This window comes from Microcystis aeruginosa NIES-843 (assembly GCF_000010625.1).
GTDB classification, from domain to species: Bacteria; Cyanobacteriota; Cyanobacteriia; order Cyanobacteriales; family Microcystaceae; genus Microcystis; species Microcystis aeruginosa.
This window is the reverse complement of sequence record NC_010296.1, coordinates 1,066,573-1,081,546: the sequence shown is the minus strand read 5'-3', so window position 1 is coordinate 1,081,546 and position 14,974 is coordinate 1,066,573. Positions and strand designations below refer to the sequence as shown.

Here is a 14,974-nt window from a genome sequence, read left to right as displayed (position 1 = left end):
TCCCAACTCCGGTGCAGTCTTAACGAGTAATTTAGATAGTCAACAGCTTAAAGGCAAGAGCGACGAATCTACTTTTGGGTGAGAAATACTTAGTGGTCTGTCAAGATTGAATTGCAGGATAAATATCTGCCAGCTTCCTCCCCCCGTCTGCTACCCCTGCTTGTCTCAACCAGTCATTTTAAAAGCCAAAACCTTTTGCTGTTTTTTCTTGCTCCTGTTCTTGTTTGAGATTAGAACTTGATTATGTAGTCAATTGAGATTGAGAATATCAATGCCAGAGTTTATAAGGTTTTCATCGGTCTAGAGCGTATCAGAACCATCTGAAATGATTATAATTTGTCAAGTACACTTTATACTAATTTAGATGAGCTTACCCCAGATGATGTATAGAAAACTGGCGAACAAAATCCTTAAATTGGCTAATTCCCTATCTAGGTCATCGAAGCGATCTCTTCTAATTATCACCGATGGCCTGATTTTTTGTCTAAGCATCTATCTGGCCTTCTCTCTCAGATTTAATCTGAGCCTCGAATATCAGGAAATTAGACCTTTTTTAGGGGAAATATTCGGTTTAATCGCCATTAAAACTCTAGTTTTCTATCTCAAAGGTATTTACAGTCCCGTAGTACGTTATACAGGATTAGAGTTTCTTTCCTCCGTACTGCAAGCAGTCCTCTATAGTTCAGGGGTTTTAATCAGTCTTGCCTACTTTCAAAGGGATGCCTTTTTGCCGCGTTCAGTCCTGATTATCGACGCCTTGTTAACCCTAGTATTGGTTATCGGGGTGAGATTGTTGATTCGTTCTGTCTTTCACCGTCTGAATATTTACATCAGTAGTGTGGATAGAGAACCGACAATTGTTATCTATGGTGCGGGGATTGTGGGTTGTCAATTGGCACGTTCCCTGCAAAATGACCCCCACTATCGTTTATTAGCTTTTGTTGATGATAATCCCGATTTGCAGCAGCGAGTGGTCCAAGGCATTAGGGTTTATCCCCCCTCTCAATTGGCACTACTGCACCAAAAACGGGCCTTTGACTGGGTTGTTCTCGCTATTCCGAATGTAGCCAAGGCCAAAAAGCGGCAAATCATCGAAAGTCTAGAAACTTTACCCATCGTCATCAAAACCGTCCCTCCCCTCTCAAAAATTTTATCGGGAGAAGCGGCCATCAATCAGATTCGCAGTGTCGATGTCTCGGAATTATTAGGACGGGAAGAAATTCTACCCCATCCCGAACTTTTGGCAAAAAATGTCACGGGTAAAGCGGTGTTAGTCACCGGGGGTGGTGGTTCCATCGGTTCGGAATTATGCCGACAAATCGCCTTCCTCAAGCCAAAATGCTTGGTAATCTACGAATTAAATGAGTTTTCCCTCTACAAAATCGATCTCGATTTAAGCGAAAATTATAGCGATTTACGCAAGTATGCCTATTTAGGCAATGTTCTCGACCGCAATCATCTGGCCCGAGTCATCCAACAACACCAGATTGAGACAATTTATCACACGGCCGCCTATAAGCACGTTCCTCTTGTGGAAGCCAATGCTAGTCAGGGGGTTTACACTAATGTTTGGGGTAGTTTAAATGTCGCTCAGACCGCGATCGAGAATTCGGTTAGTAATTTAGTTCTTATTTCCACTGATAAGGCCGTCAGACCGACTAACATTATGGGGGCCAGTAAACGCTGTGCTGAGTTAGTTATACAAGCTTTGGCCGCTTTACCCGACACTTCCACCTGTTGCGCTATCGTCCGCTTTGGCAATGTTCTTGATAGTAGCGGTTCCGTGGTGCCGCGTTTCCGGGAACAAATCGCCCAACGTAAGAATATTACCCTCACCCATCGCGATATTATTCGCTATTTTATGTCTATTCCAGAGGCGGTGCGTTTGGTTATGCAAGCAGGAGCCATGGCTAAGGGGGGTGAGGTATTCCTATTAGATATGGGTGAACCGGTAAGAATTTACGATTTGGCCCTACAGATGATCCGTTTAAGTGGCTTGGAATTAGGGCAAGATATCGATATTGAAATCACAGGATTAAGACCGGGGGAAAAACTCTACGAAGAATTATTAATCGATACCGATAAAGCTCGTCCCACCGATCACCCAAAGATTTTTTGCGCTAATGAACACTTTCTTGCTTGGGAAAAATTGCAAATCAAATTAGAGCAACTGCTTAATTATATTCAAGTTAATGACCGTCAGGGCTTAGTTAAGTCTCTACAAGATTTAGTTCCTGAATACCGGCCTCCGCAGCCAATGGCAAGTAATTTGTCAAGTAAAAAGTGAAAAAGAGGAGTTTTAGCGAGTGCATCCCACATTTGCAGAAATACCGACAATTAACAATTATCAGTGACTCTTAAATTAGTACAAAAATATGAACAATCGCGTGTAAGCATCCCACCGAAAAACTAATGCGCTCCGGGGTTTGGGCCCCAACGGGGGGTTTGGGTAGGGTTGATTCATGAATCAACCCTACTATCACTCAACCCTAGGGTTGAGTGATAAAACCGAAAGTAACGCCCAATTTTAGGAGAAAGTTTCCCCTTAAAAATCCCAAATTAGTAGATTTACAAAAATGAGATGCACCCGTTTTAGCTCTCATCTTTTTGACAAAATTTATTAATCTAATTGAACCGAATGCTCTTGTTTTAACTGCTTTTGGATAGTTTTTACCGTCTGCTCAATTTTATTGATTCCGCGAGAAGAAGGGCGATTTACCCTATCAGCTAGAGGAGAAGTTTGTTGAATAGCAATGCTTAAATAAAGGGGAAAAGCGAGGGTAAAGGCTAAAAAAAGACGTTGTAACATGATCCACTCCCAAAAAAGTTCTTCAGCAATTATTTTAGCCGGCTGAAACTTTTACCAGAATAACGACTAACTAGGAAAATTTCAGCTAGTTTGTGACAGTCCGGCAATTGGTGGGGCAATCCTAAAGAATTAGCGCTGAAACCCTCAACCCTAGACCGAGAGTCTGATAGATTGATCTAGAAACATGATCGATCGCTCTATCTATGCACAAAATTCCAGTTACTGTGATCACGGGTTTTCTGGGTGCGGGAAAAACTACCCTCATCCGTCATCTACTGCAAAATAATCAAGGCCGACGGGTGGCCGTTATGGTCAATGAATTCGGAGAAGTGGGAATTGATGGTGATTTATTGAAAAGTTGTCAGACCTGCGACGACAACCCCAACGATAATATTGTGGAACTGACCAACGGTTGTCTGTGCTGTACAGTACAGGAAGAATTTCTCCCCACCATGCAGAAATTGCTGGAGCGACGGCAACAGTTGGATTGTATGCTGATCGAAACTTCGGGGTTAGCTTTACCTAAACCTCTGGTTCAAGCTTTTCGCTGGCCGGAAATCCGCAACGGTGCCACGGTGGACGGAGTAATCACGGTGGTGGATGGTTTTGCCGTCGCTAGGGGTCGTCTGGTGGCGGATTTGGAGGCTTTAACGGCACAAAGGCAAGCAGACCCCAATTTAGAACACGAAACGCCCATTGAGGAGTTATTTGAGGATCAGTTAGCCTGCGCTGACCTGGTACTCTTAACTAAAACCGATTTAATCAGCGAAATTGAATTAGAAAAAATTATTAGTTGGCTGAAAACACAACTGCGATCAACGGTAAAAATAGTTACTTGTGCCGATGGACAAATTAGCCCCGATGTGCTATTGGGATTTAATGCCGCCGTCGAGGATAATTTAGCTAGTCGTCCTAGTCATCATGATCACGAGGAAGAACACGATCACGATGAGGAGATCAATTCTGTGCAGTTTTGCCTCGATTCTCCCGTAGATGCCCGAATTTTGACCCAACGGCTCAAAGAATTGGTGGCCCGAGAAGAAATCTATCGGGTCAAGGGATTTGTTAACGTGGCCAATAAACCGATGCGTATGGTGTTACAGGGAGTCGGCGATCGCTTTGATTCTTTCTTCGACCGACCCTGGCAATCCACGGAAATGCGGCAAACTCGCTTGGTCTTTATCGGCCGCTCCCTCGATGGTCAGAGAATCGAGCAGGCCTTAACTAGGGTTTGCTGAAGAAGTTTTTCCTAGGGACAGGGTGTGGGGTAGGGAGATTATTTTTATTTATTCTCCCCTCTCCCTTCTCCTTTCTCCCCCTCTACAATAATTACTCGCAGCCAGAAATACGTTGGGTACTATCATACTTTGTGCTTTTTGTCAAAAAAACTTTTTTTTTGCAATAAAACTACACAAAAAAAAGATCATCGTTATGGGTGAAATTGACTGATTTGACCGTCTTAATTAGGATCACCTTCTAGGTGTGGCAAGGGTTTCAACCATTGCTGCCCAAAAAAGCACAGAATAACCCATTGTGAAATTCTATCAAATCGCTGTAACCCTTGTAACATCGTTGTTAAATAAAAATCTTTCTCAATTAATTCTTAAGAATTTGTAAATATTGCGGAATGTTAATTTAAATATTCTCAAGTTTTTGCAGTCAATAAATAATTTTTGCTTATCTTTGATCAACAGAGGCAGTCCCAATGAAAAAATTTTCACCCCCACAGATGAAAGAGGTTTCTTTCCCTACACCCTACACCCCACACCCTACACCCCACACCCCACACCCCACACCCTACACCCCACTGAAAAAGCTCCGGCGTTCGATCGCCCGGATAGATGGTCGGGGATTTGGGTTAGGGTAGTAAAAGATACAGATTACCCACCCTTCCAGACCAACAATTATGACGAACACCAGTAACCCGCTGCTTGCCGGTCAAGGATTACCGGCTTTTGACCAAATCCAACCCGGCCTGATTGTCCCTGGCATGACGCAACTTTTGCAGGAACTGGCCAGAGAATTAACCGATCTAGAAGCGCAGATTGCCCCCACCTGGGAAAAATTAGTCGAACCCCTCACCCGGATCGAAGAACGTTTAAGCTGGAGTTGGGGGATTATCGGTCATCTGATGGGGGTAAAAAATAGCCCAGAATTGCGTCAAGCTTACGAAACCGTACAACCGCAGGTAGTCGAGTTTATTAGCCGTTTAAGCCAAAGTAAACCCATTTATGAGGCATTTTTGTCCCTGCGCCAAGGAGAAAGCTGGGGGCAATTAGACGAGGCACAACAGCGCATTGTCGAAGCTTCCCTGCGGGATGCTCAATTGGCCGGGGTGGGATTAGTAGGGGAGAAAAAAGACAGATTTAACGCGATTCAACTGGAATTAGCGGAAATCACCACGAAATTTTCCAATAACATCCTCGATGCCACCAAAGCTTTTCAACTGAAACTAACAACCCCAGAAGATATCGCCGGTTTACCCCCTAGTCTCCTTAGTTTAGCCGCCCAAACCGCCCGAGGCCAAGGAGAAACTAACGCCAGCACCGAAACTGGCCCCTGGGTGATTACCCTCGATTTTCCCAGTTATTTCCCCTTTATGAAGTACAGCGATAATCGGGAATTGCGCGAAAAACTCTATAAAGCCTACGTTAGTCGGGCCGATCTGGGAGAATTGGATAATAATCCCTTAATCGATCGCATTTTGCAACTTCGTCAGGAACAGGCCCATCTTCTAGGTTATAGTACCTACGCCGAGGTCAGTCTTGCCAGGAAAATGGCCAATTCTGTGGATGAAATCGAGAAATTGCTTGACAATTTACGCCAAGTAAGCTATGAAGCGGCAAAACAGGATTTAGAGGCCTTAAAAACTTTTGCGGGAACCGACGATCTCAAGCATTGGGATATAGCCTATTGGTCAGAAAAACAGCGTCAGGCCAAGTTTAACTTTAGTGCCGAGGAATTACGCCCCTATTTCCCCCTACCACGGGTTTTAGAAGGCATATTTAGCCTCGCTAAACGGATTTTTGGGGTAGAAATTATCGCTGCCGACGGTAAAGCACCTATCTGGCATCCCGATGTGCGTTATTTCCAGATTAACGACGAAAAGGGCGAAAAAATCGCCTACTTCTACCTCGATGCCTACAGTCGTCCCGCCGAAAAACGCGGCGGCGCTTGGATGGATGTCTGTATCGGTCGCGCCAAAACCGGCGCCGAGGTGCGTTTACCTGTGGCTTATTTAATCTGCAATCAAACGCCTCCAGTGGACGGAAACCCCAGTTTAATGACCTTTGAGGAGGTAACTACCCTATTTCACGAATTTGGCCACGGTTTACAGCATATGTTAACCACTGTGGACTATTCCGGCGCAGCGGGTATTAATAACGTTGAGTGGGATGCGGTGGAATTGCCCAGTCAATTTATGGAAAATTGGTGTTATGATCGCCCTACTTTAATGAGTATGGCCAAACACTACGAAACCGGTGAAACTCTCCCCGAACATTACTATCAAAAACTGCTCCTAGCTAAGAATTATATGAGCGGTTCGGCTATGCTGCGTCAGCTACATTTGTCTTTAGTAGATTTGGAATTACACCATCGTTATCAACCCAATGGCGGCGAAACTCCTAAACAAGTTAGACAGCGTTTAGCGGCAACGACGACGATAATTCCTCCTCTACCGGAAGATGCTTTCTTGTGTTCTTTTGGGCATATTTTCGCTGGCGGTTATGCGGCGGGTTACTATAGTTATAAATGGGCAGAAGTTCTCAGCGCCGATGCTTTTGCCGCTTTCGAGGAAGTGGGATTAGATAACGAAGAAGCAGTGAAAGCGATCGGCCGCCGTTTTCGCGATACTGTCTTAGCTATGGGGGGAAGTTCCCATCCTATGAATGTTTTTAAAGCTTTCCGCGGTCGCGAACCTAGTACCGAGCCTCTCCTCCGTCATAGCGGGTTATAAAAGTAGCCAAACACTTTTCTTTGTGGTGCGTTACGGCAATATTTAGCTCTTGATTTTTTCCCTAAAAACAAGGGATTGTCTGACGCACCCTACTTGACTATATTGTGATAAGTAGGTAGGCGTTAAAAGTTGTCAGATGCCCCCCTTATTAAGGGGGGATTAAGGGGGGATCCCCCCGCCTATCGGCACCCCCCTTATCAAGGGGGGCAGGGGGGATCGAACCTAAAATCCATTTTTAATTTAATTATAACCAGCTACTTAGCATATCAGGAAAAAAGTTAACTAACAGGAGGAAACTGTAATGAGTATCGCATTTTTTCAAGATATTATCGAATCGGTAGAGAGTCTATCCATTGAAGACCAAGATTATTTGTTTGAGCTAATTCGTAAAAGACGCATTGAGAAACGCCGGGAGGAGATGGCTAAAAATGGCGAAGAAACCTTAAAATCTTTAGCAATGGGAACAGCAAAAAAAGGCAGTGCTGAAGAGATAATGGCTTATTTGTTAGAGGATGAAGAAGAATGAAATTAGTTGCTGACAAAAGCTTTAAAAGAGCTTTTCAACGCTTAATCAGCAAAAATCCTCAACTACAAAGCAAGGTATCAGAGGTTCTACATTTGTTAGAAGATAATCCCTTTACCCCTTCTTTAAAATCTCATAAGCTAACAGGTAGATTAGAAGGTTATTGGTCATGTTCTGTTAGTTACGATTGCCGTATTATTTTTACTTTTCGTCAAGATACTGATTCAGGAGAAACTTTAATTGTTATAGTTGATATTGGCAAACACGATCAAGTTTACTAATTGATCTCTTGAATTTGTTCTTTCTTATCAATTGCACAATCACAGTGCGATATTGCCTACTTTTCTAGGGTGCTTTCCTTGCAATTTTTGGTTCTGAAACCCCTTAACTACCATATATTTTTATTAAGAATTATCTGTCCCTTGTAACATTAACTCTTAATTCTTAACAAATGACCCTAGATTCTCAGAGAAAAACTGATTATAATAAAGGGAACTGAACAGAACTGCTCGATCGATAGATAACTGATTAATTAAAGTTTTATTACTTTTGATGGCCTAGTATTAAGAGAAGTAAATTTATTCTTGATCGCTCCCTGAAAGTGAGAAGAAATAGTTTTAATAAACAAAGAGTTTTCAACTTGGCAAAAATCCTCTGGGGGCAATACACATGGAAGTTCTAACCGAGACAATTAACCCAACTTCGATCGAACGGGAACCGATCCATCTCTATAACCGAATTCAACCGCACGGGGTGCTTTTAGTTCTCAGCGAACCGGAGCTAAAAGTCAGCCAAACCAGCAGTAATAGCCGCAGTTTATTGGGCATTTCTCCGGGGGAAATTATCGGTAAAACCCTAGAGGAAATCTTCGATCCCTTTCAGATCGATCCTCTAAAATCAGCCATAGAAAATAACGATTTTGATGCTATCAATCCCTCCAAAATTTGGGCGCGGGTTAAAGGGGATGATTTTGCCGTCTTTGATGCTATTTTCCACCGCAACGCCGAACAAATGCTGATTTTAGAGTTAGAACCAGCTATCTCCTATGAAAACATTCCTTTCCTGAGATTCTATCACCTAGCCAAAACTTCGATCGATAAACTTGAAGCCACCCGTAGCCTGAAAGATTTCTGTAATATCATCGTTAAAGAAGTAAGAAAAATGACAGGATTCGATCGAGTTATGTTATACAAATTCGACGAAGAAGATAACGGTGATGTGATAGCAGAAGACAAAATAGAGCAACTAGAACCCTATCTCGGTTTACGTTATCCCGCTTCCGATATCCCTCTCCCGGCACGAAATTTATTAAGTGCTAATTGGATTCGACAGATTCCCGATGCTACCTCTGAACCCGTCGATCTAGTGCCTAGTCTTCATCCCGAAACCCAACAACCCTTAAATTTAACCCTGTCCAGTCTTAGAAGTGCTTCTCCCTGTCATTTAGAATACCTGCATAACATGGGAGTGGGAGCATCTCTAACCATTTCTCTGATTGAAAATAAACGTCTCTGGGGCATTATTGCCTGTCATCACCGCACCCCTAAATATGTACCCTACGAACTCCGTAAAGCTTGTGAGTTCTTAGGAAGAGTGATTTTTTCGGAAATATCGGCACGGGAAGAAACCGAGGATTATGACTATCGAGTGAAATTAAATTTTGTGCAATCGCAATTAATCGATTATATGGCGGAAGCTAATAACTTTATTGATGGATTAATTGCCCATAAACCGAATCTGCTCGATCTAACTAAAGCCACAGGAGCCGCTATTTGTTTAGGCGGCAATTATACCTTAATTGGAGTAACACCGAGCGAAGAAGAACTAAATTATCTGATTACTTGGCTAGAAAAAAACGTCCATGAAGATGTTTACTATACCAATTCCTTACCGCGAATTTATGCCGATGCGGGTAAGTTTAAAGACATTGCCAGTGGTTTACTAGCAATTCCCATTTCTAAACGTAATTATCTCCTCTGGTTTCGTCCGGAAGTAATTCAAACCGTGAACTGGGGTGGTGATCCGGGTAAAGCGATGGAAACGACTGCCATAGATGGTGATATTCGTCTCTGTCCGCGTAAATCTTTCTCCCTCTGGAAAGAAACCGTTCGCCTCAAATCTTTACCCTGGAAAGCAGTAGAAATCAACGCCGCACTAGAATTACGAAAAGCGATCGTCAATATCATCTTAAAACAAGCGGATGAGTTGGCACGTTTAGCGCGGGATTTGGAACTATCAAACGCCGAATTAAAAAAATTCGCCTACGTCGCCTCCCACGATTTACAGGAACCCCTCAATCAAGTCGCCAACTATGTGCAGTTGCTAGAAATGCGCTACACCGAAGAACTGGACGAAGATGCTAAAGAATTTATTACTTTTGCCGTCGAAGGTGTCAGTTTGATGCAAACATTAATAGATGATGTGCTGGCTTACTCGAAAGTGGATATGCAGGCGGTAGAGTTTAATACCATCGATGCTAATCTGGCACTGGAAAAAGCTCTCGCTAACCTGAAAGGGAGAATTCAGGAAAGTCAAGCTATAATCACCGTTGATCCTTTGCCAATTGTCATGGCAGATAAAACCCAGTTAATGCAATTGTTCCAAAATCTCATCGGTAATGCCATTAAATTCCGGGGAAAAGCAACTCCCACTATTCATATTGCTGCCCAACGTCAAGAGGAGGAATGGCTGTTCTCTGTCACCGATAATGGAATTGGTATCGATCCCCGATTTTCCGAACGTATTTTCGTGATTTTCCAACGACTACACACCCGCGACGAGTACCCCGGCACAGGTATGGGTTTAGCGATTTGTAAGAAAATTATCGAGTGTCATCGCGGACGAATTTGGGTAGAATCCCAATTAGGTAAAGGAGCGGTTTTCTGTTTTACAATTCCCCTAGGAGGTGACGAGCGTGAGCGCTGGCGAGGACGTGCCACACAAAATTATCTTATTAGTGGAGGACAGCAAAGCTGATATTCGCCTCATCCAAGAGGCATTAAAAACTAGCACCGTCCCGCACGAATTAGTTATCGTTAGGGATGGTGTCAACGCCATGGATTATCTGCGTCGAGAAGGGGAGTATCTCGATTCTCCCCGTCCTAATCTGATTCTTCTCGATCTGAATTTACCCAGAAAAGACGGACGGGAGGTATTAGCGGAAATAAAAAACGATCCCAGTTTAAAAAGAATTCCTGTGGTGGTTTTAACCACTTCTCGCAACGAGGAGGATATTTTTTATAGCTATGAACTGCACGTTAATTGTTATATAACCAAGTCGCGCAATCTCAACGATTTGTTCAAAATTGTCAAAAATATCGAGGCTTTTTGGTTAGAAACCGCTACTTTACCCGGGGAGTGAATCATGATCAGTTATCAGTTATCAGTTATCAGTTATCAGTTATCAGTTATCAGTTATCAGTTATCAGTTATCAGTTATCAGTGATCAGTTATCAGTTATCAGGAGTCGGTCGTCAGGAGTCAGCTTTATTCTCCCCACACCCCACACCCCACACCCTACACCCCACACCCCACTTCCTAACCTCCCAAATCCCTACCCTCCCAAATCTCTTTAACTCTTGATTAAAAAATGGGACTCTCGCAGGATATAAAAGTTCTTTTAATCGAGGATAATTTAGCCGAAGCTCGATTATTAAAGGAAATTCTTAAGGGTAATGAAAAAAAAGAATTTCATCTGGTTAATGTGTCAAGATTATCCGAGGCAATTTCTCTGTTACAACAAACAAATTTTGATGTAATTTTATTAGATCTAACTTTACCAGATAGTCAGGGTTTGCAATCCTTAGCTCCCCTTTTGATTAAGGCTCCGAAATTGCCGATCGTGGTTTTAACTAATACTAATGATGATAATTTAGCTTTGGCAGCACTGCGTCAGGGAGCGCAGGATTATTTAATTAAAAGAGAAGTAAGTTTAGAAATTTTAACTCGATCGCTATGTTATGCGATCGAGCGAAAACAGATGGAGGAAGCTTTACGAGAATCGAACGAAGCTTTAAAAATGAGCGTGATTGAACGCACTAATCAACTGGAAAAAGCTCAGGAATTAAATCAGTTAAAAACTGAATTTGTTTCCATGTTATCCCACGATTTTCGCAATCCTTTAAATAAAATTTTACTCTCGGCTGGATTATTAGAAGAAAGTCGCGATCGGTTGACAAAAGATCAGCAAGTTAGCTATTTTCGCATGATTCGATCGGCCATTAAAGACATGGATCAATTGCTCACAGAAGTGTTATTAATTGGCCGGGCCGATTCCGGGAGATTATACTGTCAATTTGATCCGGTGGATTTACTGGATTATTGTCAGAAATTGGTAGAATCTTTTATTGTTAAGCCGGAGCTGCAATCAGCAATTATTTTCCAAATTAAGGGCAGCTTAGAAAGAGGACTTTGGGATATAAATTTAATTAAACATATCTTGACAAATTTACTGGGAAATGCTCTCAAATATTCACCCGAAGGAAACCCCGTAGAATTTAAGATTATTGTCGAATCCGAGCAGGTAGTCTTTAAAATTATCGATCGAGGAATTGGTATTCCCAGCAAAGATCAAGAACATTTATTTAAACCTTTTTATCGCGGTAGCAATGTCGATAATATTCAAGGAACGGGATTAGGATTAGCCATTGTCGGACGCTGTGTGGAAGCGCACAAAGGACAAATTTACCTGGAAAGTGAGGAAGGAAAAGGCACAAAGATCACGGTGATTTTACCGATTATTACCGACATTGAACACCTAAATTGAGATGAACAATAGGGTGGAACCACAATTTTTTTCTGCTGCCCTCGCTCCCTATCTACCTAGGGTCTGCTGAAAAAGTTTTTCCTAGAAGCAGGGTGTAGGGTGTAGGGTGTGGGGTGTGGGGTTTTACCGATTTTGAGGGGGTCAATTACCTAATTTTCAGGGAAAAAGTACCTGAATTTCCCCCTGATCACTCCCATGCCAGGCACTTTTGGATTTCAAAAAGGTCTAAAAGTCTTATCCAACAAGGTTTTTAGATTTATTCAGCAAACCCTACCTATTTCTTGGATCAAGGGAACGAACGACAAAAATACCGATGGCTTTGTCCACTTTAGTGATATATTTTTCTAGGTCTTTAGCAATGGTAACTTGACCAGCAGGAGAGGCATGAATTAAGCCAATTTTGCCATCGGCAAAGCGATAAACTAGACCGGTATGGGTGGTATCTAAACCAGCGATATTAGTCACGACACCGATAATATCGCCAGCTTGCAGTTGTGGATAAATATCTTTAATCTTAGCGGTGGGAATATAGGTTAAGGATAAGCTTTCTAATTGCCGTTCTAACTGTTGAATACAATGGTAATTACTTTGAGTTTTTAACTGGGGATATAGATGGCGGTTTTTGCTGATAAAGTTGAGCTTTTTGTCAAGAGTAATTCCTCCTAATTTGTGAGTAATATTTTCTAGATTGCCTCGTTTTTGGTTGTCATTAATCCAATCGGAAAAGTAATGCAGGCGACTACAATAACCGTCGAGAATACCGTGGCGATAACGTTGATTTAAAACCTGTTGACTAAAAGCAGAATACTGATAATTTTTTAAAGCAAAATTGTGACTCAAAGCGAGAACTGTTTCCACAAAGAGGACACAATCAAACTCTTTTAAAGAGATAAATAATTTTTCTGTAGGAGAGCGATCGAGTAATCCTGCTTGATATTTTGCTCCTAAAAATTGAGTGGCCATATTCTGGATTATATCAGCCATGGCTAGGCGATCGAGTTGTGTATTTTGGGCGTACTGCACCAGTTTTTGATAATTAGGATCGCTGACTTCTTGAACAAGAATAGTTTCCGATCGAGCTATACTCAAGGGAATTAAAACAGGATTAATTAATAAATAGGGTAAAGTTATCCAATTAAAAAACATTGTCGATCGATTACTGAAAATAATAGGGTTTATCACCGACTAATACAAAATAACTACCAAGATTATCAACTGTTAAAATCTGCCAGTATTAGTTATTATTGTTTCATGTATTTTACTATTTAAGTAGGTAGGGGTTAAAAACTACCAGATCCCCCCGCCTATCGGCACCCCCCTTATCAAGGGGGGAAGGGGGGATCGAACCTAAAATACATTTTTAATTTAATTATAACCAGCTACTTATTCTACATAAAATTATTGTCGATATCCTCAAGTTATTGAGGACGTTTAACCCCACCACGACGTTTAACTTGAAACCCATATAGATAAATTTCAGGTATATTAATTCGACCATCGAGGAGACTTTCCACCACACCCAATTGTATTAGATATTGCATAATTTCTTCAGGTTCCTTAACAGGAGGTTGTTTTTCAGTACTCCAGTGAGTTGAGCGCACAGCCTCTAAAAAAGTTTCTTTTAATATAGGAGCTTCTAACCCTTTTAACTTAGTTTTTAGAGATTCTAACCAAGGATATTCTTCCTGTGCTAATTCTTTAATTCTATCCTCTGAAGTATCCATTAAAGCACTCTGGAGATCAGAGGGTTGTAGAAGGTATAGCTCAGTCAGTTGTTCAAAACTTTCAAAATGTTCTAATCTTTTGGCTGCCGCTTTGTCGAATAATTTTAGAAAAGAGCGAGGAGCAATTCTACCCCCAGTATCCTGAAGATGATTAGGTATCCATCGGTAGGTAATGCCTTTTTTAGGACTAGCTCCCATATATTTACCGATCATTATTTCGATTAATTCTTGAAATAATTGTTCATCACTTCTAACATTCCATCCTAGTTGGGTTGAGCTTTCATAAATTAAATTAGGGATAATCTGTAAATAGTCTCTCATTTCTTGAGCCGAATTAGCTAACCGTTTAATCCAGAGTTGATAGAGCCAAGAAGGTCGCCATTCTAGCCGATGGGATTGTAATTTAGAAGCATCAGGAAATCCCAAAAATTCCTCTCTAAATAGGTCGGTACGAAGAAATATTTTTGGTCGAATTCTCTCCCAACGACGAGAGCGATCGAGCCAAAAAGCTAATAATTCTCTAATCGGATTAGCTAGAGCATTATAAGTAGTCAATAACCGATCTAATTCATCATAAGTAATAAATAGCCAGTGGTCAGAAGTAATTAATCGTTCGTCTAATTTGTCAAGAACATAATTTAGATGTTCAAAATTATCTTTAACTAAAATTCTCCATTCTGATAAAAGCGATAACCTATTTTGAAGAATAGTAGTAATATTTGAATCTAATTCTTGACCTATAATGCTGGCAATATCAGATTCTTTTTCCTGTAAAATGACACCTAAAATCAATCCTAACCAGAAACTACGCCATTCAAGATTAGTAGCGTTTTGCATTTCTTCTTCTATAATTTCTGGTATCGGAAATCGTTTTTCAGTTTTGAGAGTGCGACCAAATCCTGCCATCCATCTGGTCTGATTTAAAGGAGCAAGACCTCGAATATTTAAACTATTAACTAAAGCTTCTCGTCCAGAAGGAATGGCTAGTAAACGAAATAATTCTGTTTTACCCACACCCCGACCACCTTGAATTAATAAAATGCTTGGTTCCAATGCCCGTTTATAATCAACCACAGGCAAGAAATTTTTGAGAAATACTTCTTCATTATCACTTTCCTGTTCGGCTGCTGCTTTTCCAGGAGCAATTTCTCTCATTAATTCCAGTAACTTTTTTTTATCGAATTCAGCCATAATT

Annotated in this window: 12 protein-coding genes; 9 read left to right on the top strand and 3 right to left on the bottom strand. The window is 41.5% G+C overall.

What is annotated here, in order from left to right; translation table 11 throughout:
* Positions 1-382: 382 nt before the first annotated feature.
* On the top strand, positions 383-2,287 hold the full coding sequence (locus tag MAE_RS05445; RefSeq protein WP_041804563.1) for a polysaccharide biosynthesis protein: 1,905 nt from the start codon (positions 383-385) through the stop codon (positions 2,285-2,287).
* A gap of 333 nt (positions 2,288-2,620) precedes the next feature.
* On the opposite strand, the gene MAE_RS05440 is transcribed toward MAE_RS05445, so the two are convergent.
* Positions 2,621-2,809 (bottom strand): hypothetical protein, encoded by a 189-nt coding sequence (locus MAE_RS05440; protein WP_002784873.1) that lies wholly within the window; start codon positions 2,807-2,809, stop codon positions 2,621-2,623.
* 203 nt (positions 2,810-3,012) lie between these two features.
* Between MAE_RS05440 and cobW the strand changes: the two genes are divergently transcribed.
* The 8 genes from cobW (at position 3,013) to MAE_RS05400 (ending at position 12,055) form a co-directional block, all read left to right on the top strand.
* Positions 3,013-4,047: a cobalamin biosynthesis protein CobW gene (cobW, locus tag MAE_RS05435; protein ID WP_004163337.1), complete on the top strand. Its 1,035-nt coding sequence runs from the start codon at positions 3,013-3,015 to the stop codon at positions 4,045-4,047.
* A gap of 382 nt (positions 4,048-4,429) precedes the next feature.
* Complete coding sequence (locus MAE_RS36355) at positions 4,430-4,732, top strand: hypothetical protein (protein ID WP_002798471.1); 303 nt, start codon at positions 4,430-4,432, stop codon at positions 4,730-4,732.
* On the top strand, positions 4,716-6,767 hold the full coding sequence (locus MAE_RS05425; RefSeq protein WP_002798473.1) for a M3 family metallopeptidase: 2,052 nt from the start codon (positions 4,716-4,718) through the stop codon (positions 6,765-6,767). Before MAE_RS36355 ends, MAE_RS05425 begins: the two co-directional genes overlap by 17 nt.
* Positions 6,768-7,068: 301 nt before the next feature.
* The gene (locus MAE_RS05420) at positions 7,069-7,293 is read left to right on the top strand and encodes a hypothetical protein (RefSeq protein ID WP_002784870.1); all 225 of its coding nucleotides are present in this window, start codon (positions 7,069-7,071) and stop codon (positions 7,291-7,293) included.
* Complete coding sequence (locus MAE_RS05415; RefSeq protein WP_004163338.1) at positions 7,290-7,571, top strand: type II toxin-antitoxin system RelE/ParE family toxin; 282 nt, start codon at positions 7,290-7,292, stop codon at positions 7,569-7,571. Before MAE_RS05420 ends, MAE_RS05415 begins: the two co-directional genes overlap by 4 nt.
* Positions 7,572-7,959: 388 nt before the next feature.
* Positions 7,960-10,266, top strand: coding sequence for a sensor histidine kinase (locus tag MAE_RS05410; protein ID WP_012264674.1), 2,307 nt, complete (start codon positions 7,960-7,962; stop codon positions 10,264-10,266).
* Entirely contained in the window at positions 10,205-10,651 is a 447-nt protein-coding gene (locus MAE_RS05405; RefSeq protein WP_002758488.1) for a response regulator, read from the top strand. The genes MAE_RS05410 and MAE_RS05405 overlap by 62 nt, the downstream gene beginning before the upstream one ends.
* Positions 10,652-10,879: 228 nt before the next feature.
* Positions 10,880-12,055, top strand: coding sequence for a hybrid sensor histidine kinase/response regulator (locus MAE_RS05400; RefSeq protein ID WP_012264673.1), 1,176 nt, complete (start codon positions 10,880-10,882; stop codon positions 12,053-12,055).
* A 270-nt stretch (positions 12,056-12,325) separates the two neighbouring features.
* Here MAE_RS05400 and MAE_RS05395 read toward each other — a convergent pair whose 3' ends face one another.
* Both MAE_RS05395 and MAE_RS05390 read right to left on the bottom strand, forming a co-directional pair.
* The gene (locus MAE_RS05395) at positions 12,326-13,201 is read right to left on the bottom strand and encodes an N-acetylmuramoyl-L-alanine amidase-like domain-containing protein (protein WP_012264672.1); all 876 of its coding nucleotides are present in this window, start codon (positions 13,199-13,201) and stop codon (positions 12,326-12,328) included.
* A 272-nt stretch (positions 13,202-13,473) separates the two neighbouring features.
* Positions 13,474-14,970, bottom strand: coding sequence for a P-loop ATPase, Sll1717 family (locus tag MAE_RS05390; RefSeq protein WP_012264671.1), 1,497 nt, complete (start codon positions 14,968-14,970; stop codon positions 13,474-13,476).
* Positions 14,971-14,974 lie beyond the last annotated feature (4 nt).